Consider the following 23397-nt stretch of genomic DNA (forward strand, 5'->3'; position numbering starts at 1 on the left):
GGCCGCATGCGCACATTCGGCAAGATCGTGGTCATCGGCGCGGGCGTCCTCGCCCTGGCCGCCTGTGGCGAGAAGCAGAACACCGCAGGCTCGGCCTCCACCCCGGCCCCCGCCCCGTCGTCCTCCAGCGCGGCAGGCGCCGCTTCGAAGGGCAAGGAATGCACGGCGGAGGACGTCAAGACCACCGGGAAGTTCGGGGAGGCGCCGACCATCACCATCCCGGACGACTGCGACCCGCCGAAGAAGCTCATCGTCAAGGACCTCGAGCCCGGCACCGGTGAGGGTGCCAAGGCCGGTCAGCAGCTGAAGATGAACTATTCGCTGGTCACCTGGTCCAACAAGCAGAAGCTGGACAGCTCGTTCGACCGCGGCGAGCCGTTCGACCTGAGTCTCGGCGCGGGTGACGTCATCAAGGGCTGGGACCAGGGGCTCGAAGGGATCAAGCAGGGCGCGCGGCGGCTGCTGATCATCCCGCCGGACCTCGGTTACGGCCAGGGCGGCCGCGGCATCGCGCCGAACGAGACCCTGGTGTTCGTCACCGACGCCGTGAGCGTCCCGACCGACAAGGGCTGATGGGGACCTCGGACGGGCGGGTCCACCGCGGCCGGGTCCGTTCCTGGCTCGTCGACGACGGCTGGGGTGTCGTGGAGTCGGCTGACTTCGCCGATCCCATCTGGGTTCACTATTCGATGGTGACCGGTGCCCGTCCCGGTGGGTTCCGGCAGCTCCAGGTCGATGACGAGGTGGAACTCACCGTCGAGCACGCCGAGCAGGACGAATTCCACCTGCGGGCGATCTGGGTGCGGTCTGTCGGCTGAGTGTCCGTGAAGGCCTCCTTCCCTACTCTGAAGGTAGGGAAGGAGGCCTTCACGGACCGCGCTACCGGGTCCCGGTGTACTCCCAGGTCAGCAGAGTGATCTCCAGGCCCTTCTCGACCTTCGTCTCCGGTGGCAAGTCCGTCAGGGCATAGCCGACGCGGCGCGCGACGGCCTCGCTCGCCGCGTTCTCGGAGTCGATCTGCAGCCGAAGCGGGCTGAGCCCGCGCTCCAGCGCGTGCGCGGTGAGGACCCGGAGAGACCGCGCCGCCAGATCCCGGCCGCGATGCGCCGGACCGACCGCGTAGCCGAGCTCGACGTGGCCTTCTTCCCGCAGGAACAGCACGACCTCGCCGAGCGGCTCGCCACCGTCGGCCGTGATGGCCAGCCGCAGCCCCGTGCCCTCCGCCCGGCGGACGAGGTACTTCTCGTAGTGCGCCTTCGCCGCCACCTCGTCGAACGGCGACGGCAGCGGCGTGAACCGCGCGACGGCGGGATTGTCGAACAGCCCCGGCATGAACGCGATGTCGTCTTCGATCCAGTCCCGCAAGACGAGGTCTTCGCCGGTGAGCCGGACTTCTCCGGACCAGAGGGCCGTCACGGGATCAGCAGGAGCTTGCCGGTGGTGCGCCGCCCCTGGAGGTCTTCGTGCGCCTGACGGGCGTCGGCCAGGGGGTAGCGGCCGCCGATGCGGATGTTCAGCGAGCCGCCCTGAACGGCGGCGAACAGTTCGTTCACCCGCCACTCCAGCTCCTCGCGGGTGAGCACGTAATGCGCGGAGGTCGGGCGGGTGAGGTACACCGAGCCGCTGCGGTTGAGCAGTTGCGGGTCGATCGGCGGCACCGGACCGCTGGCCGCGCCGTAGAGGGCGAGCAGGCCGCGGATCTTCAGGCTCGCCAGGCTTCCGTCCACAGTGGACTTGCCGACGCCGTCGTAGACCACCGCGACACCCTTGCCGCCGGTGAGTTCACGGGCCGCCTTGGCGAAGTCGACCTGGTCGTAGCGGATGACGTCGTCCGCGCCCGCCTGCTTGGCGAGCTCGGCCTTCTCGTCGGTGGAGACGGTGCCGATCACCCGGGCGCCGCGTGCCTTGGCCAGCTGGACCAGCAGCAGGCCCATCCCGCCCGCGGCGGCGTGGATCAGGACGTCGTCGCCCGCCTTGACCTCGTAGGTCGAGGCGATCAGCGCGTGCGCGGTGACACCTTGGAGCATCGTCGCGGCGGCGGTCTCCTCGGTGACGCCGTCCGGGATCTTCACCGCGACCGCGGCGGACAGCAGACGGCGCTGGGCGTAGCTGCCCAGCGAACCCTGCCAGGCGACCCGGTCGCCGACGGCGAAACCGGAGACGTCCGCGCCGACCGCGGCCACCGTCCCGGCGCCTTCCATGCCCAGGATGAACGGCTTGTCGACCGGGTAGATGCCCTCGCGGTGATAGGTGTCGATGTAGTTGACGCCCGCCGCGGCGATATCCACGAGCAGTTCCCCCGCACCGGGCTCGCCGACCTCGACTTCGGACAGCTCAAGGACTTCGGGACCGCCGGTTCGCCGGATCTGCACTGCCGTGGGCATACATCCTCCTCGTTCAAGGTCGTTCCGACCGGGACAACTATGGCCGACGCCACGGTTATTCCGCGTCGCGGACCTTTCGCGGTTAAGCTCGGCGCGTGGCTGAGACCGAAGAGAAGACCGAGACCGCCGCCCCCACGTCGCGCCAGGTCGCGGCCGCCCGCGACTTCGTGAAGCGGCACGGGAAGCCGTCGCGCGCGGTGGTGGAGAACATCGGCCGGATCGGCGCCCGTGTCGTGCTCGTGGGTGCGGACGGAGCGCTCGGCGACGTCGTCGTCGCCTCCACGGAGGCCGGCGACGCGCTGGTCGAGGCCGTCGAAGACCTCGAGCCCGCCGAGTGGGACAGCGAGACCGTGAAGGCCACCAAGATCGGCGCCGGGCACCGCCGCCGGATGGCGGGGAAGTGACCGGCTCCGCGATCTTCGCGTCCTGCTCCGGGGTGCCGGAGGGCGACGGCGACGAGCACGCCGTTCCCGAGGCGCTGGCCGACCTCGGCTTCAAGACCCGCTGGGCCGTCTGGGACGACGCGACCGTCGACTTCGGCGCCGCGGACATCGTCGTCCTGCGCGCCACCTGGGATTACGCCGAGCGCCGCGACGAGTTCCTGTCCTGGGCCGAATCCGTGCCCGCGCTGTCCAATTCGGCCGAGGTCGCGCGCTGGAACACCGACAAGTCCTATCTGGCCGAACTCGGCGACGCCGGGGTCGCGGTCGTGCCGACGACGCTGATCGCGCCGGGTGACGGCACCCCGCGCTGGCCCAAGGGCGACTTCGTGCTGAAGCCCGCGATCGGTGCCGGATCCCGTGGTGTCGGGAAGTTCTCGCCCGAGGGCGCCGAGTACGCCGCGTCGCATCTGAAGAGTCTTCACGACGCGGACCACACCGTGGTGATGCAGCCGTATCAGTCCAGTGTGGACACCGACGGTGAGCTGGCGCTGGTGTTCTTCGGCGGCGTGTACTCGCACGCTTTCTCGAAGGCCGCCATGCTGGGCCGGGAACTCGACGAATCCGGCCTGTGGGTCACGGAGAAGCTCGGATCCGCGCAGCCGCCCGCCGCGTTCCGCGCGCTCGCCGAGGACGTGCTCGACGCGACGGCGGCGCTGCTCGGCATCCTGCGGGCGGAACTGCTGTACGCCCGCGTCGACCTCGTCGCCGGTCCGGACGGCAGGCCGCTGCTGCTGGAACTGGAGCTCGTCGAGCCTTCACTCGGCTTCCGTCAGACGGATGCCGCCGCCGCGTGGCGCTTCGCTTCCGCCGTGCGGCAGCAACTCTCCTGACGCGATTCGTCCTCTGAATGCGGTAGATGCGTGGGCAACTACCGCATTCAGAGGACTGAATGCGACGGGTCAGGCGGGCTTCACGAGCTTCGCGGCCAGCCGCTCGGGCTTCGGCCATCGCACGTCCCGCGCCCAGCCGAACTTCTCGAACAGCCAGATCACCCGCGCGGAGACGTCGACCTGTCCGCGCAGGACACCGTGCCGCGCGCAGGTCGGGTCGGCGTGGTGGGAGTTGTGCCACGACTCGCCCATGGACAGGATCGCCAGCGGCCAGAAGTTCGCCGCCTTGTCACGGCTCGCGAACGGGCGCTCGCCGACCATGTGGCAGATCGAGTTCACCGACCAGGTGACGTGGTGCAGGAACGCGATCCGGACCAGCCCGGCCCAGAAGAACCCGGTCACCACGCCCCACCATGACCAGCTGATGAGTCCGCCGAGGACGGCGGGCAGCGCGAGGCTGAGCGTGATCCACAGCCAGAAGTAGCGGTTCACCACGCGAAGATCCTTGTCGGCCACCAGATCCGGCGCGAAACGCTCGTAGTTGGTCACCTCGCGGCTGAACATCCAGCCCATGTGCGCGTGCCAGAACCCGCGCAGCAGCGCCGTGGGCGACGTCCCGAACAGCCAGGGGGAGTGCGGGTCGCCTTCGCGGTCGGCGAAGGCGTGGTGGCGACGGTGGCTGGCCACCCAGAAGATGACCGACCCCTGCACCGCGAAACTCCCGGCGATGGCGAGCGCGACGCGCAGCGGCCGTCCGGCCTTGAAGGCGCCGTGGGTGAAGTAGCGGTGATAGCCGACGGTCACCCCGAGCGTCCCGACGGTGTAGAACACGGCCGCCAGCACGAGATCGACCCAGGTCATGCCCCAGCCCCACACGATCGGCACGGCGGCGATCAGCGCGACGAACGGGACCAGCAGGAAGGTCTTGAGTATCAGCATCTCCCCGGAACCTCGGCGATGGGAGATCAGGGGCTTGGACTGACTGGCCGGTGCGTCCGGCTCGGTGCTGGCGGTCATGCGACACCTCGTGCCTCGACTCGGTGGTGACCCCCGTGTGGGGCACCGAACGCAGCGTAAGGGCAGTGTCTGGCGAGCGTGCCGCCCGGGGGTTACGTCCGGTTTGCCGGAGGGTCAGTTCGAGGTGGCGAGTTCGCGTTCCGGCGCCGTCGCCGAGGTGACGGGACCACGATCGCGTGATCCGCACCACAGTGTCGCCGTCGAGATGATCACCAGCGCGGAGCCGAGGACGTGGAACGAGACCAGCGCCTCCGGCACGCCGAGGGCGTACTGCACCGAGCCCAGGACGCCCTGGGCGAGCGCGATGACCCACGCGAGGGTGTACCGCTGCCACAGCTGCTTCGGCGTCTGGCCGCGCATCAGCTGGAGTCCGAAGACGGCCAGCACGATCAGGTAGACCACCAGCAGTCCACCGTGGACCTGGGTGAGCGTCTCGATCGGGGCCTGGAGCCGGTGGGTGCCGGGGTCGCCACCGTGCGGGCCGGCGCCGGTCACGACGGTGCCCGCCACGAGGACGGCCCACATCGACGCGGCGAGCGCGATCAGCGTCTTGCGGCCCGCGTCCGGGATCAGCCAGCGGGCGGGCTCGTCGCCCTCCTTGAACGCGCGCAGCAGCAGGACCGCGAGCCAGACCAGGGGAGTGGAAGCCAGGAAGTGGAGCGCGACGGTCCACCATTCGAGTTTCGCGAGCACGGTGATCCCGCCGACGACGGCCTGCAGCATCACACCCGCGGGCATCGTCCAGGCCAGCTTCACCAGACGGCGGCGGCTCGGGTGCTCGATCTGCACGCGCCACGCGGTGATCACGCACAGCGCGGCGACGGCGATGACGACGCCGGTCAGCATGCGGTTGCTGAATTCGATCCACTGGGTGAGCGCGTCGAACTCGGGGTGCGCCACCGGCACGATGCTGCCTTCGACGCATTGCGGCCAGGTCGGGCAGCCGAGGCCCGAACCCGTCACGCGGACGACCGAGCCGGTGACGCCGATTCCGGCCTGGGCGATCACCGCCGCGATCGCGACCGCTCGCTGAACCGCGAACGAGGGATACGGCAGACGCGCTACAAGGCTCTGGAACGGCACCGCCCGATGCTAGAACGCCCTTCCTGAGAGCGTTCCACCGGCTACACGCGGTGTGTCGGCCGCCTCAGCGTCTGGTGGTGAACCCGCGTCCGCGATCGACGTCGGCAGGACGCTGCCTGGTCAACCACCTCGCGACGGCGGGCAGGGCGTCCTGCCACCGCGATAGCGGGGCCTTCGGCCGAGGCGGGTTCACGCGTGTGGTCGCCTTTTCCGGTCCATCTCAGCTCCGCCAACAGAACTTCAGGTGAGCTTGGTGGTCTTGCTCGCCAGCGCGCCCGCGACGACGCCCCAGCCGACGAGGACCGCGAACGGGCCCCAGCCGAACGAACCGTCCAGCAGCACCGAACGCAGGCCTTCGGCGAGCGCGCCCGAGGGCAGCAGCTCGACGATCGTCGCGACGCCCGAGGGCATCGTCGACGGCGCGAGCAGGATGCCGCCGGCGAGCAGCAGCACGAACCAGACGATGTTCGCCAGCGCCAGTACGGCCTCCGCGCGCAGCGCCCCGCCGAGCAGCAGGCCCAGCGCGCCGAACGCGAGCGTGCCGACGATCAGGAACGGGATCGCGCCGAGGATTCCGCCGAGCGACGGCGACCAGCCCAGCAGCGCGGCCACCGCACCGAGGATCACCGCCTGCAGCGCGACCACGACCAGCGCGGCCGCGACCCGGCCCGCGACGAGCAGCCAGCGGGGCAGCGCGGTGGCGGAAAGTCGTTTGAGGACGCCGTATCGGCGGTCGAAGCCCAGTGCGATGGCCTGTCCGGTGAACGCGGACGACATCACCGCCAGTGCCAGGATCCTCGGCGTGATCCAGTCCACTTTGGACGATTCGCCGAGCTGTGACGACGGCAGGATGTCCAGCAGCGACAAGCCGATCAGCAGCGCGAGCGGGATGAGCAGGGTCAGCAGGATCTGCTCGCCGTGGCGCAGGGTCAGGCTCGCCTCGACCTTCGCGTGCGTGCGCAGCATCCTGCCGAGCGAGCCGCGGCCGGGGGCCGGGGTGAACGTGCCCGGGGCGAACCGCGGTGCCGGTGTCGTGGTCATGCGCGCAGTTCCCGTCCGGTCAGCTCCAGGAAGACCTCTTCCAGCGTGCGCCTGCCGACCTGCAGTTCCTCCGGCATGACACCCTGCTGCGCGCACCACGCCGTCACCGTCGACACCACTTGCGGGTCGATAGCGCCTTCGACGAGGTACGTCCCCGGCGCAGATTCGTGGACGAGGTGGCCTTCGGGCAGCGCGGCGGTCAGCAGGCCGGTGTCGAGCCGCGTGCGGGCCTTGAACCGCAGCTGCGCGGCTTCGCCGGCCTCGACGGTCAGCGACTGCGGAGAACCTTCGACGACGACCTTGCCGTGGTCCACGATCACCACGGTGTCGGCCAGCGTTTCGGCCTCCTCCATCAGATGCGTGGTGAGCAGCACGCTGACCCCGTCGGCGCGCAGCGCCTCCAGCAGATCCCAGACCAGGCGGCGGGCCTGCGGGTCCATGCCCGCGGTGGGCTCGTCGAGGAAGAGCAGTTCAGGACGTCCGACGAGCGCGCAGGCGAGGGAAAGTCGCTGCTGCTGCCCGCCGGAAAGCCGTTTGAACGGCGTCTTGCGCGCTCCCGAAAGGCCGAGGACGTCCAGCAGCCAGGCCGGATCGAGCGGGTTCGCGGCACAAGCGGCGACCAGCCCGAGCATCTCGTCGGCGCGGACACCGGGATACGCGCCGCCGCCCTGGGGCATCACGCCGATCCGCGGCCGCAGTGCCGAGCCGTCCCGTGACGGGTCCAGGCCCAGCACCCGGACTTCGCCGCTGTCAGCGCGCAGGAAGCCTTCGCAGATCTCGACGGTGGTTGTCTTGCCGGCCCCGTTCGGGCCGAGCAGCGCGAGCAGCGTGCCACGTTCCATCCGCAGGTCGAGTCCATCGACCGCGGTGGTGGATCCGTAGCGTTTCACCAGCCCGGTGATCTCGACGGCGGGGGCGTTCACGACAGGTCACGATACGGCGTCACGCGGGGACCGAATGCTCCGGGGACGGTCTGGACAGCAGCAGCGGCGAGATGCGGTGGACGATGAACAGCCCCAACAGTGTGAGGACGCCCGCGGCGGCCCACGCGAACGGCAGGACGTAGCCGCGGCCGTCGAAGGTGCTGCCCGTCGTGGGGAGCAGGAACGGCAGGACGGCGGTGACGATCGTCGCGGCGATACGGAACCGCGAGGTGCCCGCCGCCGCGGCGAGCGGGATGATCGCCCACAACAGGTACCAGGGCTGCAAAGCCACGTGCAGCACCATCACCGCGCCCAGCGAGACGCCGAGGCCGATGATCGGCCGGTAGCGCCAGTTGAAGCTGTCCCACAGGAACTTGACCGTGACGGCGCCCGCGACGAGATAGCCGAGCGTGCCGAGGATCGGCACCATCGCGTTGGTGTGGTTGCCGAGGCCGAGCGCGATGCCGAGGACACCGCCGAGCGCCGCGAGTTCCGACGTCGGCGAGATCCACGAGCGGACCAGTCCCGGGGTGCCGAGCGCGCCGACCCAGCCGAAGCCGAGGCCGGTGCCGTAACAGACCGCCACCAGCACCACGCCGAACAGCAGCGCCATCGGCACCGCCGCGGTGACCAGGTCCTTGATCCGGCCGTGCCAGCGTCTGGCCACCATCACCGTGAAGAACGGCAGCGCCAGGATCGCGTTCAGTTTCACCGCGACGCCGAGGGTGATGAGCACCACTCCGAGCCCGATGTACAGCAGTTCCCCCTTGGCCAATGGGGGAGGTTCGTCGTTCTTGAACCGCACCGGCATCCGGCTGAGGCCGACCTCCAGCCCGGCCACCATCAGCCCGATCGCCAGCGCGTCGTTGTGGGCGCCCGCGACGAAATGGAAGATCAGCAGCGGGTTCGCCGCGCCGAGCCACAGCGCGGTGGCGGGCTGCACGCCGAACCGCCGGGCCAGCCGGGGCAGCGCCCAGATGATCAGGATGACGCCGATCAGCGCGAGCGCGCGCTGCAACAGCACGCCGGTGACGATGTTGCCGCTGCTCAGCGGCGCGAGCCAGCCGCCGAGGCGGAGCAGCAGGGGACCGTAGGGCGCCGGGGTCTCGCGCCACATGTTGGAGACGCCCGAGGTCAGCGGATCGGACACGCCGAGCGCTTCGGCGGGCCCGAGGGAGTACGGGTCCATCCCGCGGGCCACGATCTCGCTCTGCGCGAGATAGCTGTAGACGTCGCGGGAGAACAGCGGCGGGATGAACAGCAGTGGCGCGCACCAGAGCGCGATCGTGCGGGCGAGCTGGCCCTGGGTGGCGAGGCGGCGGCGCGCGGGCTGGGCGAACCGGCCGAGCAGCAGCCAGCTCAGCACGATGATCGCCATCCCCGCCAGGCCCATCGCGAGCGAAACGGTGGGGATGCGGGTGAACAGCCGCAGGACCGGGATCTCCTGCACCGGGTTGATCACCGGTGCGGCGCCCGCGCCGAGCGAGCCGAGGGCGAGGAACAGCGAACCGACCGCGCCGAACCGGCGGACCACGTTCAGCCCGCGCAGTTCCTTGTCGTCGAGCGGCTCCGGTTCGCGCGGGTGCCCGGGGGAGAGCGTCGCCACCGGACCCGCCGCTTGAGCGTCCTCGGGTGCTGCCCCGTCCGTGTCCCGCCGTGCCGGGTGATCGCCCACTGCCACGCACGAAGGGTAGCGATCGCGGGAACAGACCGGACGGGTACGTGGTTACCGAGGGCTGAAGGGGCCCTTCGCCGCATGCGACGCGGTGAAGGACGCTTTCGTCTCATCGTCATGGTGCGGCTGGTTCGATCGGGTTCGCTGCGGAAGCGCCGGGCCTCTGTGGTGACTTTGCCGTGTGCTCGTGTTCCGAGCCGGAACACGCGTGTTTCCGGGCGGGTCACACGTGTCTTCAGCCGGAAGACGGTGCGGAGACCGGCCCGGGGCGCGTCCGGTCTCCGATCACGTGTGTTCGGCTTCTGATCACGCGTGTTCGGTCCCCGAGCACGCGACACCCGGCGCGAAGCCCGGCCGACGTGACCCACGCCACTCCGTGAGGCACCCCTCTTTGCCGTCTCCCCGGAAATACGTCACACTTGTGTTGTGAAAAAGACGGGGACGCGAGACGAGGCCGGTGGCGACATGCCCCGCGCCGAGGTCCAGCCTGTCCCCGCACAGGTCGGCCCCGAGGGCCGGACCAGGCACGAAGTGGCCCGTTTGCTGCTGGAACAGGGTCCGATGACCGCCGTCGTGGTGGCCGAGCAGCTGGGGATCAGCGCCGCCGCCGTCCGCCGTCATCTCGACGCCCTGCTCGCCGACGGCGAGGCCGAAACCCGGGACGTGCCCCGCCGCGGCCCGCGCGGACGAGGCCGTCCCGCCAAGAACTTCCTCCTCACCGAGGCCGGTCGCGCCCGGTTCGGGCACGCCTACGACGACCTCGCGTCCTCGGCCATCCGCTTCCTCGCCGAGCACGCCGGCGAAGACGCGGTGAAGGCCTTCGCGGAGGCTCGAGTCGCTTCGCTGGTCGGCCCGCATCAGGACGCGATCACGCAGCACACGGACCCCGCGGCGCGCGCCGAGGCCCTCGCTGCGGCACTGACCAGGGAGGGTTACGCTGCGTCGACCCGTCAGGTCGGTGTCGGCGAACAGCTTTGCCAGCACCATTGCCCGGTCGCCCACGTCGCCGCCGAGTTCCCTCAATTGTGTGAAGCCGAGACCGAGGCATTCGCGCATCTGCTGGGTACCCACGTGCAGCGGCTGGCGACCATCGCACGCGGTGACAACGCGTGCACCACCCACGTACCCGTCGTTTCGGCGGGTCACCCGGCCACACCCCGGCCGGGAAGCACGGCGCCCTCTCCTGGGCGCACAGCACGGATCCCGAATGGAGGGAAACCCGCATGACTGCCGCTGCCGAGCAGCGCACTCCCACCACCGCGCCCATGAGCCAGGAAGAGACCATCGAGTCCCTTGGCAAGTACGCGTTCGGCTGGGCGGACTCCGACGAGGCGGGCGCCAGCGCCCGTCGAGGACTGAACGAGGACGTCGTCACCGACATCTCCTCGAAGAAGTCCGAGCCGGAGTGGATGCGCGAAGCGCGACTGAAGGCGCTCAAGCTCTTCGATCTGAAGCCCATGCCCAACTGGGGTGCGGACCTCTCCGGGATCGACTTCGACAACATCAAGTACTTCGTGCGGTCCAGCGAGAAGCAGGCGACCTCCTGGGAGGACCTGCCCGAGGACATCAAGAACACGTACGACCGGCTCGGCATCCCCGAGGCGGAGAAGCAGCGCCTCGTCGCCGGTGTCGCCGCGCAGTACGAGTCCGAGGTCGTCTACCACTCGATCCGTGAGGATCTGGAGGCGCAGGGCGTCCTGTTCCTGGACACCGACACCGCGCTCAAGGAGCACCCGGAGCTCTTCAAGGAGTACTTCGGCTCCGTGATCCCGGCCGGGGACAACAAGTTCTCCGCGCTGAACACCGCGGTGTGGTCCGGCGGCTCGTTCATCTACGTCCCCAAGGGCGTCAAGGTGGACATCCCGCTGCAGGCCTACTTCCGGATCAACACCGAGAACATGGGTCAGTTCGAGCGGACCCTGATCATCGTCGACGAAGACGCCTACGTGCACTACGTCGAGGGTTGCACCGCGCCGATCTACCAGTCCGACTCGCTGCACTCGGCGGTCGTGGAGATCATCGTGAAGAAGGGCGCCCGCTGCCGGTACACGACCATCCAGAACTGGTCGAACAACGTCTACAACCTGGTCACCAAGCGCGCCAAGTGCGAAGAGGGCGCGACCATGGAGTGGATCGACGGCAACATCGGTTCCAAGGTCACGATGAAGTACCCGTCGGTCTTCCTCATGGGCGAGCACGCCAAGGGCGAGGTCCTCTCGGTCGCGTTCGCGGGCGAAGGCCAGCACCAGGACGCGGGCGCGAAGATGGAGCACCTGGCGCCGCACACCTCCTCGACCATCGTGTCGAAGTCGGTGGCGCGCGGCGGTGGCCGCACCTCGTACCGCGGTCTGATCAAGATCGCGAAGCGGGCGCACCACTCGCGCTCCAGCGTGGTCTGTGACGCGCTGCTGGTCGACACGATCTCGCGGTCGGACACGTACCCGTACGTCGACATCCGCAACGACGAGGTCTCCATGGGCCACGAGGCCACGGTCTCGAAGGTCAGCGAAGACCAGATGTTCTACCTCATGTCGCGCGGTCTCGACGAGGCCGAGGCCATGGCGATGATCGTGCGCGGGTTCGTCGAGCCCATCGCGCGTGAGCTGCCGATGGAGTACGCGCTCGAGCTGAACCGCCTGATCGAGCTTCAGATGGAAGGGTCCGTCGGCTAGTCATGTCGGTTACCGAGAACAACGTTTCCGAAGCGATGCGCGAGGGCGTGGTCATCCCGGCCACGTCCCGCGCGGAGCGCTTCATCTCCCACGACGTCGAGGCCTTCGAGGTCCCCGGCGGCCGTGAGGAGAACTGGCGCTTCACCCCGATGAAGCGGCTGCGCGGCCTGCACGACGGGTCCGCACCCGCTTCGGGTTCGGCCACCGTGGACGCCGACGCCGCCCCTGAACTCAAGATCGAGACGGTCGGCCGGGACGACGAGCGCCTCGGCGTCGCGGGTGTCCCGAGCGACCGGATCGCCGCGCAGGCCTACTCCTCGTTCACCGAGGCCACCGTCATCACGGTGCCCAAGGAGACCAAGGCGTCGAAGCCGTCGACGGTGAAGATCACCGGCCCCGGCGAAGGCGAGGTCGCCTACGGGCACCTGCAGGTCCGCGCCGAGCAGTTCTCCGAGGCCGTCATCGTCCTCGACCACGTCGGCTCCGGCACCTACGCCGACAACGTCGAGTTCGTCATCGGCGATTCGGCGAACGTCACCGTGGTCAGCGTCCAGGACTGGGCCGACGACGCGGTGCACGTCTCCGAGCAGCACCTCAAGCTCGGCCGCGACGCGACGCTCAAGCACATCGTCATCACCCTGGGCGGTGACCTGGTCCGCGTCTCGCCGACGGCGACCTTCGCCGACAAGGGCGGCGACGTCGAGATGCTCGGCCTGTACTTCGCGGACGCGGGACAGCACCAGGAGCACCGTCTCTTCGTCGACCACGCGGTGCCGAACTGCAAGTCGCGGGTGATGTACAAGGGCGCGCTGCAAGGCGAGAACGCGCACACCGTGTGGGTCGGCGACGTGCTGATCCGGGCGGCCGCCGAGGCGACCGACACCTACGAGCTCAACCGCAACCTGGTGCTCACGCCGGGTGCGCGGGCGGACTCGATCCCGAACCTGGAGATCGAGACCGGCGAGATCGAAGGCGCCGGGCACGCGAGCGCGACGGGAAGGTTCGACGACGAGCAGTTGTTCTACCTCCAGTCGCGGGGAATCGGCGAGGACGCCGCGCGGCGCCTGGTCGTGCGCGGGTTCTTCCACGAGATCCTGGTCAAGATCGGCGTCCCCGAGGTGCGCGAGCGTCTCGAGGCCGCGATCGAAGCCGAGCTCGAAGCCGTGGGCGTCTAAGCCCTCGTCCGTCCACATCAGACTTTTAGGAAAGAAATGCCTACGCTGGAAATCAAGGATCTGCACGCCTCGGTCACGACCGAGGAGGGCCCCAAGGAGATCCTCAAGGGCGTCAACCTGACCATCAAGTCGGGCGAGACCCACGCGATCATGGGCCCCAACGGTTCGGGCAAGTCCACGCTGTCCTACGCCATCGCCGGTCACCCCAAGTACGAAGTCACCTCCGGGCAGGTCCTGCTCGACGGTGAGGACGTGCTGGAGATGAGCGTCGACGAGCGCGCCCGCGCGGGCCTCTTCCTCGCCATGCAGTACCCGGTCGAGGTGCCGGGCGTGTCCATGTCCAACTTCCTCCGCACCGCGGCCACCGCGGTCCGTGGCGAGGCCCCCAAGCTGCGCCACTGGGTCAAGGAGGTCAAGGAGGAGATGGGCAAGCTGGAGATCTCGTCCGAGTTCGCCGAGCGTTCGGTGAACGAGGGCTTCTCCGGCGGCGAGAAGAAGCGCCACGAGATCCTGCAGCTGGCGCTGCTCAAGCCGAAGATCGCCATCCTCGACGAGACCGACTCGGGCCTCGACGTCGACGCGCTGCGCGTCGTCTCCGAGGGCGTCAACGAGTTCAAGGCCAACAACGACGCCGGCGTCATGCTGATCACGCACTACACGCGGATCCTGCGGCACATCACGCCCGACTTCGTGCACGTTTTCGCCGGCGGCAAGATCGTCGAGTCCGGCGGCCGTGAACTCGCGGACGAGCTGGAGGAGAACGGGTACGTCAAGTACACCGGCTCCGCCGAGACCGCCGCCGTCTGATCACTGTTTTCGCGACTACACCGAGAGGAGTTGGCCCGATGACCACCACCACGGCTAACTCTGTGCCCTTAGATGTGGCGGCCATCCGGGCCGACTTCCCCATCCTGACCCGCACGGTGCGGGACGGGAAACCCTTGGTGTATCTGGATTCCGGTGCGACGTCCCAGAAACCGGCGCAGGTGCTCGAAGCCGAGCGCCGGTTCCTGGAGACCTCGAACGCCGCGGTGCACCGCGGCGCGCACCAGCTCGCCGAGGAGGCGACCGACGCCTACGAATCCGCCCGCGTGCGGATCGCGGAGTTCGTCGGCGCCTCCCCGCACGAGCTGGTGTTCACCAAGAACGCCACCGAGGGCATCAACCTCGTCGCCTACGCGATGAGCAACGCCGCCACGGCCGGTCCCGAGGCCGAGCGGTTCAAGATCGGTCCCGGCGACGAGATCGTCATCACCGAGATGGAGCACCACGCGAACCTGGTGCCGTGGCAGCAGCTTTGCCAGCGCACCGGCGCGACGCTGAAGTGGTTCTCCGTCACCGCGGACGGCAGGCTTGACCTGTCCAATGTGGACGAGCTGATCACCGAGCGGACGAAGGTGCTCGCGTTCACGCACCAGTCCAACGTGCTCGGCACGATCAACCCGGTCAAGTTCCTGGTGGAGAAGGCCCGCAAGGTCGGCGCGCTGGTCGTGCTGGACGCCTGCCAGTCGGTGCCGCACTTCCCGGTGGATCTGCACGACCTGGACGTCGACTTCGCCGCCTTCGCCGGGCACAAGATGGTCGGCCCGTACGGCATCGGTGTCCTTTACGGCCGCCGTGAGCTGCTCGAAGCGATGCCGCCGTTCCTGACCGGCGGTTCGATGATCGAGATGGTCCGCATGGAGCAGACCACGTTCGCCGCGCCGCCTCAGCGGTTCGAGGCGGGCACCCCGATGACGTCGCAGGCCGTCGCCCTCGGTGCGGCCGCCGACTACCTGTCGGGTATCGGCATGGACCGGGTCGCCGCGCACGAGCACATCCTCACCGAGGCGGCGCTGGCCGGACTCGGCGAGATCCCCGGCGTGCGGATCATCGGCCCCACGGACATGGCCGACCGCGGCGGACTGGTGTCGTTCGTCATCGACGGCGTCCACCCGCACGACTCGGGCCAGGTGCTGGACAGCCTCGGCATCGCCGTCCGCGTCGGGCACCACTGCGCGTGGCCGCTGCACCGGGCCTGCTCGGTCCCGGCGACCGTGCGCGCGTCGTTCTACATCTACAACACGCTGTCCGAAGTGGACGCGCTGGTGAACGGTGTGCGCGAGGCGCAGAAGTTCTTCGGGGTGGCCTGATGAACCTCGAAAGCATGTACCAGGAGATCATCCTGGACCACTACAAGAACCCGCACGGCCGCGGTCTGCGCGAGCCGTTCGACGCCGAGTCGTTCCAGGTCAACCCGACCTGCGGCGACGAGGTGACGCTGCGGGTGAAGGTCGACGACGGAAAGGTCGCCGACGTCTCCTACGAGGGGCAAGGCTGCTCGATCAGCCAGGCGTCCACGTCGGTCTTGACGGATCTCGTCGTCGGGCACACCGTGGAGGAGGCGTTCACCACCATGGACGCCTTCGTCGAGCTGATGCAGAGCAGGGGCCAGATCGAGCCGGACGAGGAAGTGCTGGAAGACGGCATTGCCTTCGCCGGTGTGGCCAAGTACCCGGCTCGCGTGAAATGCGCCCTGCTCGGATGGATGGCGTTCAAGGACGCCGTCGCCCGCACGACCAACGGAGTTGAGACGGCATGACCGAACAGCAGACCGAAACCCGCGAGGGGCGCACGGCCGCCGACCTCGACGCCGAGACCGCCGCCGCCCCGGACACCGCCGACTTGGCGAAGGTCGAGGACCTCGAGGAGGCGATGCGCGACGTCGTCGACCCCGAACTGGGCATCAACGTCGTCGACCTCGGGCTCGTCTACGGCATCCACGTCGAGCCGGACAACACCGCCACCATCGACATGACGCTGACGTCCGCGGCCTGTCCGCTGACCGACGTCATCGAGGACCAGACCGGTGCCGCGCTCGTCGGCGGGGGAACGGGACTGGTCAAGGACTTCCGGATCAACTGGGTCTGGATGCCGCCGTGGGGCCCGGAGAAGATCACCGAGGACGGCCGCGAACAGCTGCGGGCGCTGGGCTTCACCGTCTGACTTCCGCTTACGTGCGCTCTGGAAGGCCCGTTACTTGCAGTTGTGCAAGTAACGGGCCTTCCCAGCGTTCGGGGACCGCGATCCGCCGCATTCGCGTGATCAAGCCCGGAACTAGCGTGATCAGAGGCGTGACTCGCGTGATTGGGGCCGGAACACTCAAGTTCGGCCTCCAGTCACGTGAGTTCCGGGCCCAATCACGCGAGTGCGGTCCCTGATCACGCGAGTGACGCCCTTGCCCTGACCGCGAACGACTCCCTTGTGTATAACGCCCTATACCCCGCCCCGGAGTTCGCCCGGCCGGTGTCTGTTTGAGTTACGGGATGATCCGGTCCATCGCGCTCTTCGCACTCGCCGCCCTGCTGGAGATCGGCGGTGCCTGGCTGATTTGGCAAGGCGTCAGGGAACACCGCGGCTACCTCTGGATCGGCGCGGGTGTCGTCGCGCTCGGCCTCTACGGCTTCGTCGCGACGCTGCAGCCCGACGCGAACTTCGGCCGGATCCTCGCCGCGTACGGGGGAGTGTTCGTCGCGGGTTCGCTGGCGTGGGGGATGGTCGCCGACGGCTACCGGCCGGACCGCTACGACGTGATCGGCGCCTTGATCTGCCTGGCCGGGGTCGGCGTCATCATGTACGCACCCCGGGGTTGAGCGTTCGCCGGAAACTGTCGGCCACCGGCGCTACTGTGCGCTGTGACCGAAACTGACTTTCCCGCTCCGCCCCCCGAAACGGCCGGGCCGAAGCGAAGACTTTCCCCGCTCCTGTGGGTGATGATCCTGCTGGCGGTCGTCGGCGTGGGAGCCGGCGGATACGGCTTCTGGAGCCTGTCGGACTACGGGATGAGGTCCGTCGCCAGCCGGGCGATGAGTCCGACGTTGGAACCCGGCACCATCGTGACCTACCGATGGTCCGATATGGGCGAGATCCCGCGTGGCTCGGTGGTCCTCATGGATCTCAGCGCGTATCCGGACGCGAGTCCCAACGAGGGGCAGGCCATCCAGCGGGTGATCGCCGTCGGTGGTGATCAGATCGTCTGCTGCACGAAGGACGACCTGATCACCGTCAACGGGAAGGCCGTAAAGGAGCCCTACGTCGACTACGAGGGCACCAGCGGGAGACCCTTCGAGGCCAAAGTCCCGCCGGGCACCGTGTTCCTCGCGGGCGACCGGCGGAACAATTCCCGCGACTCGCAGATCTACGCGGGGTCGCCGGGTGGCGGCGCCGTTCCGCTGGACAAGGTACAAGGAGTCGTCGTCGGCATCGGAAGGACCGTCTACGCGGAGCCGTTCCAGCAGACCACGGCCTTCGCCGACGCCGGTCTGCCCGGGGACCCGGTGTCCGACACCGGATTCCTCACCGCGCGGTACCTCATGCTCGCCGGTGTCGGCCTCGTCGTGATCGGCGTCATCGGGGCGATCGTGAGCGTTGCCCGGTCCGCCGGAAAACGACGAAGAGCAGCCGCAGTCCCACCAGCGCGCTGACCACGAGCAGGTTGTAGCCGAACATCTGGTGCAGCGTGATGCCGGGCAGCACCTCCGGGCCGGTCGCGCCGCCCAGCAGCAGCACGGCCATCAGCCCGGTGGCCGCGCCGACGAACGCGAGCAGGAGTTCGTGCACCAGCCCGGTGACGACGTCGCGGTCGCGTTCGTCGGAGAACAGCCGGACGTTGACCGAAAGCCTGCCCCGCTCCAGCGCGTTGCCGATCCGGTCGACGCGACGGGGCAGGCGGCGCAGCACCGGCAGGAGCGCCATCAGTTCGTTGGTGGCGGTGGAGCGCAACGACTCCGGCCGCAGTCCGGCACCCACTTGTTCGGCGGCGTAGGCGCGGGATTCGACGACGATGTTGAATCCCGGCGCCAGCGCGGCCAGTGTTCCCTCCAAAGTGGCCAGTGCGCGGAACACCGCGGCGATCGGCGGGGGCACGCTGAGCCGGAAGTCGGCGATCACGCGGAACAGGTCGGTGAACATGTCCAGATCCGGCGCCTGCCCGTGGTTGAAATGCTTGGCCACCAAGGCGCCCAGTGCTCGTTCCAGCCGTTGCTCCTCGATCTCGTCCGGCCGGTCGACGATCTCGAGCAGGCCGTCGCGCAACGCGGCCGGGTCGCCGCGGTCGAGGGCGAGGATGAGGTTCTGCAATCCGCCGCGCAGTCCCGAGTCGAGCCGTCCGACGGAGCCGAAGTCGAGCAGGCCCAGCCTGCCGTCGGTGAGCAGCAGGACGTTGCCGGGATGCGGGTCGGCGTGGAAGACGCCGCTGCCCATCACCTGGCCGAGGACGCAGCGCAGCATCGATCGCGCGAGCTTGGCCCGTTCGGCGGCCGGGACCTGCTCCTTGGCAGCGGCGAGCGGCTTGCCGTCGAGGCGCCGCATCACCAGGACACGCTCGGTGGACAGTTCTTTGTGGACGGTCGGGAGGGCGACCTCGGTGCCGGGGTAGGCGGCGGCGACCGCTTCGATGTTCCTGGCTTCGGTCCGGAAATCGAGTTCCTCGACCAGTGCGTCGGCGAAGCCGTCGGCGAGGTCGACGACGCCGAGCGAGCGTGCCCAGCCGGCACGCTGGTCCAGCGCGGCCGCGACCCGGCGGACGATGTCGAGATCCCGGTCGACCAGCGACTGCACGCCGGGCCGTTGCACCTTGACGACGACTTCCTGCCCGTCGCGCAGCTTCGCGCGGTAGACCTGCGCGATCGACGCGGCCGCGATCGGTGCCGGGTCGAACTCGGCGAAGATCTCGTCCGGGTCGCCGCCCAGTTCCTCCCGCAGCACGGTCGCGACCTCGTCGGCGTCGGCGAACGCGACCTGGTCCTGGAGTTTGCTCAGTTCGTCGATGAACACCGGCGGGAGCAGATCCGACCGGGTCGAGAGCAACTGGCCGAGCTTCACGAACGTCACGCCGCCCTCCTCCAGCGCGCGCCGCAGCGAACGCGCCAGTTTGGCGTGCCGGACCTGGGCGAGGCCGGATTCGCGGCGGCCGGTGAGGTAGCGGCCGAGGCCGTGTTTGATCGCGATCCGGGTGATCTGCGAGTACCGCCGTGTCCTGGCGGCGCGGCGGCGCAGGGAACGGATCCTGCCGATCAGCCCGAGGCCGGAGCCCGACGGGAGGACGAACTCCGCGACGAACAGGAACATCAGTGTCGCGAGGAAAGCGCCGCCCGCCACCGGGATGATCAGCCCGGCGAAGGCGCCGCCGCTCGCGTACATCGGGGTGGGGAACGCGCTGAGGATGCCGCCCGCGACGAGCCAGCCGAAACCCGCGGCGCAGAACGCGCGCACCACGCCGATCCGCACTCCCAGCACGCGGCGGGCGGCGACCACGAGCGGCCACAGCATGAGCGCGTAGACGGGCAGGGTGAGCAGGCCGAGCAGCAGGTTCATGCCGATGAGGACATCACGCGCAGCCCGCGCGGGATTCCCGCTCGGGCGGGACGGAACTCACCCTTGAGAGGGAACGGACCCCGAAGTTGTAGGTAGTGGTCGCCTCCCTCGGTGCGAACAGGACGCCGAGGACGGCCGTCGCGGCCGCCGCGAGGAAACCGGCACGAAGGTCGATGAGATCGCCGAGGAAACCGATGAGCGGTGCTCCGACAGCCTGGCCGAGTGCCAGCATGAGGAAGGCGACGCCGACACCGAACGCGGGCGACGACGGGTAGGCCCTGGTGCCCCAGAGGATCAGCACGCCGGTCAGTCCGATGTAGACGGCTCCGAACAGTGCCGCCGCGATGATGAGCGCCGGGAGCGACCGGGTGGCGAGGGCGAAGAGCGCCGTGGCGACGCCGAACAGGATCATCCCCGCCGACCAGGCCCGGCGCAGCCCCGCCCGCGAGGTCAGTTCGGCGGTGAACGCGCCTGCCAGGCCGACAGCGCCGAGGACGATCCACACCACCGTCGAGGCGGTCTCGTCCAGTCCGCCGATGCTCACGGCGATGTCCCGGCCGAACGTCCAGATCGCCGCGCTGGCCAGGCCGAGTGTCGCGGCGGCGGGCAGGAGCCGTCCGGTGGCGGGCGGGAACAGCGGCACCGGCAGGCCGCTCTTCCGTTCTCCCTTGACCGGCGGCACGATGCGGGCGATCCACAGGGTCACCAGCGCCGAGGCCGCGGCGAAGGCCCACCAAGCCAGCCGCCAGTCACCGATCGCGAGCAGGGAGACCGGGCCGGAGATCAGCACGCCGAGCCCGGTCCCGGCGTTCACCACGGACTGGGCGCGGTCGCGGCGATTCGCGCGGACGACGCGTGAGACCGCGTCGGCGAGTGAAGGGGAGGCCAGACCGGTGCTGGCCCCGGCGAGGACGACGCCGAGCGCGAGGACGGCGGCGTTCGGTGCGGCGGCGATCAGGGCGGTCCCCGCGGTGGCGGCCGTCCCGGCGGCGAGCGCCCCCGCTCGCGCGCCCCAGCGCGCCGTGATGGCGGTCGAGGCGACGACGGCGAGGCAGTACGCGACGTAGCTGCCCGCCGCGATGGCGCCGAGAGTGCCGCCGTCGAGGCCGAACTCCGTCCGGAGTGTCGGCGCGAAGAGGCCGTACGCGTACCTCGCGAGTCCGTAGGAGACCGCGATCAGCGACAACCCGGCCGCGGTGAGCGTCAGCTCGCGTTTGTACGAAGAAACCATCAGCTCTCCTCCAGGGGTATACCGGTCGGTATACTTCGGGAGTGTTCCCGCATTTCGCGCTCAGGTCAACCGATCGGTATAGTCGAGGCATGCTGACACCGGCAGGCGAGCGCGTCTTGAGCGCGGCGAGCACGTTGTTCTACCGAGACGGTCTGAACGCCGTGGGCGTCGCGGCGATCGCCGAGGCCGCCGGCGTCACGAAGAAGACGCTGTACGCGTGCTTCGGATCGAAGACGGACCTTACGGTCGCGTACTTGCGAAGCCGTCACGACATTTGGTGGGCGTACCTCGAACAGCGGCTGGCGGAGGCCGGCACGCCTCGGGCGCTGACGGTCTTCGACGCCTACGTCGATCACCCGAAGCTCGGGAGCGACAGGGGGTGCGCGTTCCTCAACGCGGCCGCCGAACTGCCCGCCGGGCATCCCGGCCTCGACGTGATCCGGCGGCACAAGGCGGCGGTGCGGGCGAAGTTCGCCGAACTCCTCCGCGAGGACGCCCCGGGTGCCGCCGATCCGAACCGGCTCGCGGAGCAGCTCTTCCTCTTGCTGGAAGGCGCTGTCGCGCACACCGGTATCGACGGGGACGCGCACCGGGTCACCCTGGCGAGGGAGATCGCGCAGATACTGCTGAGGGATCCGCGCGAGTCGGGCACACGCTAGAAAGAGCGCATGCGACTTTTCGGCCCGCTCGTCGACCGGGCGACCTACCGGCGGTGGGTGTACTTCATCCTCGGCGGTGCCCTCAGCGTGCCGTATCTGCTCTTCGCCGCCATCGTGGTGCCGTCGCTGCTGCCGCTCGTCGTGACGATGGGGCGTGGCGTCGTCATCGGGATGATCACCGTCGTCCTGGTGATGATCGCGTCGTCGTTCATCCCCGCCGTCCGGGTACTGGAGGGAGCGGCCGTCCGGGAACTGCTGGACGACCCGGTGCCGGGGGTGACGTTCGGGCCGGCGGGGAGCTGGCCCGTCCGGCTGCGGTCGAGCGCGATGTTCCTGCTGCACGTGGGCACCGGCTGTGTCGTCAGCCTGGTGAGTTTGCTGGTCCCGGTCGGCTTCGGGTTCTCCGTCGCGGCGCCGTTCACCGGCCGGATCACACTGTCCACAGAAGACCCGATCGTGGTGCCGAAGGGCTGGGCGAGCGCCTGGATCCCGGTGGCGTTCCTGCTCGGCCTCGTCGCGCTGGCGTACGTCGTCTGGGTGGCCGGTGCGGTGCTGACCCGCATCGCCAGGAGCCTGTTGGGTGTCTCGGCCGCCGAGCGGATCGCCCAGCTGGAGAAACGCACCGAGCAGCTCGCGGAACGCAACCGGCTGGCGCGGGAGTTGCATGACTCGGTCGGGCACGCGCTGAGCGTCGTGACCATCCAGGCGGGGGCCGCGCGCCGGACGCTGAGATCCGATCCGGACTTCACCGAACAGGCGCTCGCCGCGATCGAGGACTCCGCCCGTGCCGCGCTGGACGATCTCGACCACGTACTCGGACTGCTGCGCGAGGAGGCGTCGTCACGGGCGCCGCAGTCGGGGCTGGCGGAGCTGTCCGCGCTGGTCGAGGCCACCCGGCTGGCGGGCGCCGAAGTGACGGCGGAGGTGCGGGGCGAACCGTCGTCGGTGCCGCCGGTTGTCTCGCGTGAGGCCTACCGGATCCTGCAGGAATGCCTGACGAACGCGTTGCGGCACGCCGGTAAGGTGCCGGTGACGGTGCTCGTCGACGCCGCTCCGGACCTGTTGCGGCTGCGGGTGGCCAACCCGCTCGGCGCCGCGGCGCCGTCGCGGGACGGGGGTGGCCGGGGACTGCGGGGAATGACGGAACGGGTGGAAGTGCTGGGAGGCACGATCACGGCGGGCCGCGCGGACGGATTCTGGAAGGTCGAGGTGGCGGTGCCATGGGGGAAACGGCGATGAGCATCGGGGTGTTGCTGGTCGACGACGAACAGCTGATCCGGGCGGGGCTGCGGGCGATCGTCGCCTCCGAGCCGGATCTGGAGGTCGTCGGCGAGGCGTCCGACGGCGCCGAGGTGCCGGGGCTGGTCTCGCGGTTCAAACCCGACGTCGTGCTGATGGACGTCCGGATGCCCTCGATCGACGGGATCCGCGCGACCACGCATTTGATGTCCACAATGGACAATCCGCCGAAGGTGATCGTGGTGACCACCTTCGAAAACGACGACTACGTCTACGACGCCCTGCTCGCGGGCGCGAGTGGTTTTCTGCTGAAGCGGACAAGGCCCGAGGAGATCGTCGCGGCGATCCGCACGGTCGCGGCTGGGGAGTCGTTGCTGTTCCCGGCCGCGATCCGGCGGCTGGCCGCGCAGCAGGCGAACCGGGGCCCGCAGGACGGCCTCGCCGGCGCCGGGCTCACCGAACGCGAACGCGAGGTGCTGCGGCTGATGGCGGGCGGATTGTCCAATGTGGAGATCGCGGGCGAGCTGTACCTCGGTGTGCAGACGGTGAAGACGCATGTCGGGAACGTCCTGGCGAAACTCGGCGCGAGGGACCGGACACAAGCGGTGATCAAGGCCTACGACACCGGTTTCGTCACACCGGCGGGCTGATCGCGGTAGGGTTCGTGAGTG

At 69.3% G+C, this 23397-nt stretch carries 25 protein-coding genes; 16 read left to right on the plus strand and 9 right to left on the minus strand.

The features are described from left to right. Positions 1-6 precede the first annotated feature (6 nt). Both HDA45_RS36065 and HDA45_RS36070 read left to right on the plus strand, forming a co-directional pair. Positions 7-573, plus strand: a complete 567-nt coding sequence (locus tag HDA45_RS36065; RefSeq protein WP_184903041.1) for an FKBP-type peptidyl-prolyl cis-trans isomerase — start codon at positions 7-9, stop codon at positions 571-573. Further along, the gene (locus HDA45_RS36070; protein WP_184903043.1) at positions 573-818 is read left to right on the plus strand and encodes a cold-shock protein; all 246 of its coding nucleotides are present in this window, start codon (positions 573-575) and stop codon (positions 816-818) included. The genes HDA45_RS36065 and HDA45_RS36070 overlap by 1 nt, the downstream gene beginning before the upstream one ends. Before the next feature lie 61 nt (positions 819-879). Here HDA45_RS36070 and HDA45_RS36075 read toward each other — a convergent pair whose 3' ends face one another. Further along, positions 880-1416 (minus strand): GNAT family N-acetyltransferase, encoded by a 537-nt coding sequence (locus HDA45_RS36075; RefSeq protein WP_184903045.1) that lies wholly within the window; start codon positions 1414-1416, stop codon positions 880-882. Continuing rightward, on the minus strand, positions 1413-2384 hold the full coding sequence (locus tag HDA45_RS36080; protein WP_184903047.1) for a quinone oxidoreductase family protein: 972 nt from the start codon (positions 2382-2384) through the stop codon (positions 1413-1415). Before HDA45_RS36080 ends, HDA45_RS36075 begins: the two co-directional genes overlap by 4 nt. A 95-nt stretch (positions 2385-2479) precedes the next feature. On the opposite strand from HDA45_RS36080, the gene HDA45_RS36085 reads away from it, so the two are divergent. Together HDA45_RS36085 and HDA45_RS36090 are read left to right on the plus strand one after the other, a co-directional pair. Next, positions 2480-2788: a hypothetical protein gene (locus HDA45_RS36085; protein ID WP_184903049.1), complete on the plus strand. Its 309-nt coding sequence runs from the start codon at positions 2480-2482 to the stop codon at positions 2786-2788. Then, on the plus strand, positions 2785-3657 hold the full coding sequence (locus HDA45_RS36090; RefSeq protein WP_184903051.1) for an ATP-grasp domain-containing protein: 873 nt from the start codon (positions 2785-2787) through the stop codon (positions 3655-3657). The genes HDA45_RS36085 and HDA45_RS36090 overlap by 4 nt, the downstream gene beginning before the upstream one ends. 69 nt (positions 3658-3726) lie before the next feature. Here the strand turns inward: HDA45_RS36090 and HDA45_RS36095 are convergent, their stop codons facing one another. The 5 genes from HDA45_RS36095 to mptB form a co-directional block, all read right to left on the minus strand. After that, positions 3727-4674 carry an acyl-CoA desaturase gene (locus tag HDA45_RS36095; RefSeq protein ID WP_184903053.1) on the minus strand — a complete coding sequence of 316 codons (948 nt, stop codon included), beginning with the start codon at positions 4672-4674 and terminating at the stop codon, positions 3727-3729. Between the two features lie 114 nt (positions 4675-4788). Next, a complete protein-coding gene (locus tag HDA45_RS36100; protein WP_184903055.1) occupies positions 4789-5757 on the minus strand; it encodes a COX15/CtaA family protein in 969 nt (322 codons plus the stop codon). A 240-nt stretch (positions 5758-5997) separates the two neighbouring features. Continuing rightward, entirely contained in the window at positions 5998-6798 is an 801-nt protein-coding gene (locus HDA45_RS36105; RefSeq protein WP_184903057.1) for an ABC transporter permease, read from the minus strand. Continuing rightward, complete coding sequence (locus HDA45_RS36110; protein WP_184903060.1) at positions 6795-7721, minus strand: ATP-binding cassette domain-containing protein; 927 nt, start codon at positions 7719-7721, stop codon at positions 6795-6797. The genes HDA45_RS36105 and HDA45_RS36110 overlap by 4 nt, the downstream gene beginning before the upstream one ends. 19 nt (positions 7722-7740) lie before the next feature. Beyond that, a complete protein-coding gene (mptB, locus tag HDA45_RS36115; RefSeq protein WP_184906390.1) occupies positions 7741-9327 on the minus strand; it encodes a polyprenol phosphomannose-dependent alpha 1,6 mannosyltransferase MptB in 1587 nt (528 codons plus the stop codon). 495 nt (positions 9328-9822) lie between these two features. On the opposite strand from mptB, the gene HDA45_RS36120 reads away from it, so the two are divergent. The 9 genes from HDA45_RS36120 to lepB all read left to right on the plus strand — a co-directional run bounded on the left by HDA45_RS36120 (position 9823) and on the right by lepB (position 17706). Further along, positions 9823-10623, plus strand: a complete 801-nt coding sequence (locus tag HDA45_RS36120) for a helix-turn-helix transcriptional regulator (RefSeq protein WP_378317169.1) — start codon at positions 9823-9825, stop codon at positions 10621-10623. A gap of 38 nt (positions 10624-10661) precedes the next feature. Beyond that, complete coding sequence (gene sufB, locus HDA45_RS36125; RefSeq protein WP_425491800.1) at positions 10662-12068, plus strand: Fe-S cluster assembly protein SufB; 1407 nt, start codon at positions 10662-10664, stop codon at positions 12066-12068. Between the two features lie 2 nt (positions 12069-12070). After that, positions 12071-13243, plus strand: coding sequence for a Fe-S cluster assembly protein SufD (sufD, locus tag HDA45_RS36130; protein ID WP_184903062.1), 1173 nt, complete (start codon positions 12071-12073; stop codon positions 13241-13243). 36 nt (positions 13244-13279) lie between these two features. Further along, positions 13280-14050, plus strand: a complete 771-nt coding sequence (gene sufC / locus HDA45_RS36135) for a Fe-S cluster assembly ATPase SufC (RefSeq protein ID WP_007029703.1) — start codon at positions 13280-13282, stop codon at positions 14048-14050. A gap of 38 nt (positions 14051-14088) precedes the next feature. Then, positions 14089-15375 carry a cysteine desulfurase gene (locus HDA45_RS36140; RefSeq protein WP_184903063.1) on the plus strand — a complete coding sequence of 429 codons (1287 nt, stop codon included), beginning with the start codon at positions 14089-14091 and terminating at the stop codon, positions 15373-15375. Continuing rightward, positions 15375-15824 (plus strand): Fe-S cluster assembly sulfur transfer protein SufU, encoded by a 450-nt coding sequence (gene sufU, locus HDA45_RS36145; RefSeq protein ID WP_184903065.1) that lies wholly within the window; start codon positions 15375-15377, stop codon positions 15822-15824. The genes HDA45_RS36140 and sufU overlap by 1 nt, the downstream gene beginning before the upstream one ends. Next, the gene (locus HDA45_RS36150) at positions 15821-16228 is read left to right on the plus strand and encodes a metal-sulfur cluster assembly factor (RefSeq protein ID WP_184903067.1); all 408 of its coding nucleotides are present in this window, start codon (positions 15821-15823) and stop codon (positions 16226-16228) included. The genes sufU and HDA45_RS36150 overlap by 4 nt, the downstream gene beginning before the upstream one ends. A gap of 320 nt (positions 16229-16548) precedes the next feature. Beyond that, complete coding sequence (locus HDA45_RS36155; RefSeq protein ID WP_020637161.1) at positions 16549-16875, plus strand: YnfA family protein; 327 nt, start codon at positions 16549-16551, stop codon at positions 16873-16875. A 42-nt stretch (positions 16876-16917) separates the two neighbouring features. After that, positions 16918-17706: a signal peptidase I gene (lepB, locus tag HDA45_RS36160; RefSeq protein ID WP_184903069.1), complete on the plus strand. Its 789-nt coding sequence runs from the start codon at positions 16918-16920 to the stop codon at positions 17704-17706. Here lepB and HDA45_RS36165 read toward each other — a convergent pair. Next, entirely contained in the window at positions 17630-19597 is a 1968-nt protein-coding gene (locus HDA45_RS36165) for an AarF/UbiB family protein (RefSeq protein WP_184903071.1), read from the minus strand. The two genes, lepB and HDA45_RS36165, sit on opposite strands and share 77 nt — an antisense overlap. Before the next feature lie 13 nt (positions 19598-19610). Continuing rightward, positions 19611-20828, minus strand: coding sequence for an MFS transporter (locus HDA45_RS36170; protein WP_184903073.1), 1218 nt, complete (start codon positions 20826-20828; stop codon positions 19611-19613). 89 nt (positions 20829-20917) lie between these two features. Between HDA45_RS36170 and HDA45_RS36175 the strand changes: the two genes are divergently transcribed. Genes HDA45_RS36175 through HDA45_RS36185 form a run of 3 tightly spaced genes read left to right on the plus strand, consistent with a single transcriptional unit; the run spans position 20918 to position 23376 of the window. Continuing rightward, positions 20918-21487, plus strand: a complete 570-nt coding sequence (locus HDA45_RS36175) for a TetR/AcrR family transcriptional regulator (protein WP_184903075.1) — start codon at positions 20918-20920, stop codon at positions 21485-21487. 9 nt (positions 21488-21496) lie between these two features. After that, entirely contained in the window at positions 21497-22726 is a 1230-nt protein-coding gene (locus HDA45_RS36180) for a sensor histidine kinase (RefSeq protein WP_184903077.1), read from the plus strand. Then, positions 22723-23376, plus strand: coding sequence for a response regulator (locus HDA45_RS36185; protein WP_184903079.1), 654 nt, complete (start codon positions 22723-22725; stop codon positions 23374-23376). Before HDA45_RS36180 ends, HDA45_RS36185 begins: the two co-directional genes overlap by 4 nt. The last annotated feature ends 21 nt before the right edge of the window (positions 23377-23397 follow it).

The organism is Amycolatopsis umgeniensis (assembly GCF_014205155.1).
Classification (GTDB): domain Bacteria; phylum Actinomycetota; class Actinomycetes; order Mycobacteriales; family Pseudonocardiaceae; genus Amycolatopsis; species Amycolatopsis umgeniensis.

Excerpts from the sequence above, each read along its gene's own strand:
- HDA45_RS36065 (WP_184903041.1), top strand. The coding sequence starts at position 7 with ATGCGCACATTCGGCAAGATCGTGGTCATCGGCGCGGGCGTCCTCGCC.
- HDA45_RS36070 (WP_184903043.1), top strand. The coding sequence starts at position 573 with ATGGGGACCTCGGACGGGCGGGTCCACCGCGGCCGGGTCCGTTCCTGG.
- HDA45_RS36080 (WP_184903047.1), bottom strand. The coding sequence starts at position 2,384 with ATGCCCACGGCAGTGCAGATCCGGCGAACCGGCGGTCCCGAAGTCCTT.
- HDA45_RS36095 (WP_184903053.1), bottom strand. The coding sequence starts at position 4,674 with ATGACCGCCAGCACCGAGCCGGACGCACCGGCCAGTCAGTCCAAGCCC.
- HDA45_RS36105 (WP_184903057.1), bottom strand. The coding sequence starts at position 6,798 with ATGACCACGACACCGGCACCGCGGTTCGCCCCGGGCACGTTCACCCCG.
- sufB (WP_425491800.1), top strand. The coding sequence starts at position 10,662 with ATGAGCCAGGAAGAGACCATCGAGTCCCTTGGCAAGTACGCGTTCGGC.
- sufD (WP_184903062.1), top strand. The coding sequence starts at position 12,071 with ATGTCGGTTACCGAGAACAACGTTTCCGAAGCGATGCGCGAGGGCGTG.
- sufC (WP_007029703.1), top strand. The coding sequence starts at position 13,280 with ATGCCTACGCTGGAAATCAAGGATCTGCACGCCTCGGTCACGACCGAG.
- HDA45_RS36140 (WP_184903063.1), top strand. The coding sequence starts at position 14,089 with ATGACCACCACCACGGCTAACTCTGTGCCCTTAGATGTGGCGGCCATC.
- sufU (WP_184903065.1), top strand. The coding sequence starts at position 15,375 with ATGAACCTCGAAAGCATGTACCAGGAGATCATCCTGGACCACTACAAG.
- HDA45_RS36150 (WP_184903067.1), top strand. The coding sequence starts at position 15,821 with ATGACCGAACAGCAGACCGAAACCCGCGAGGGGCGCACGGCCGCCGAC.
- HDA45_RS36155 (WP_020637161.1), top strand. The coding sequence starts at position 16,549 with ATGATCCGGTCCATCGCGCTCTTCGCACTCGCCGCCCTGCTGGAGATC.
- HDA45_RS36165 (WP_184903071.1), bottom strand. The coding sequence starts at position 19,597 with ATGAACCTGCTGCTCGGCCTGCTCACCCTGCCCGTCTACGCGCTCATG.
- HDA45_RS36170 (WP_184903073.1), bottom strand. The coding sequence starts at position 20,828 with ATGGTTTCTTCGTACAAACGCGAGCTGACGCTCACCGCGGCCGGGTTG.
- HDA45_RS36175 (WP_184903075.1), top strand. The coding sequence starts at position 20,918 with ATGCTGACACCGGCAGGCGAGCGCGTCTTGAGCGCGGCGAGCACGTTG.
- HDA45_RS36180 (WP_184903077.1), top strand. The coding sequence starts at position 21,497 with ATGCGACTTTTCGGCCCGCTCGTCGACCGGGCGACCTACCGGCGGTGG.
- HDA45_RS36185 (WP_184903079.1), top strand. The coding sequence starts at position 22,723 with ATGAGCATCGGGGTGTTGCTGGTCGACGACGAACAGCTGATCCGGGCG.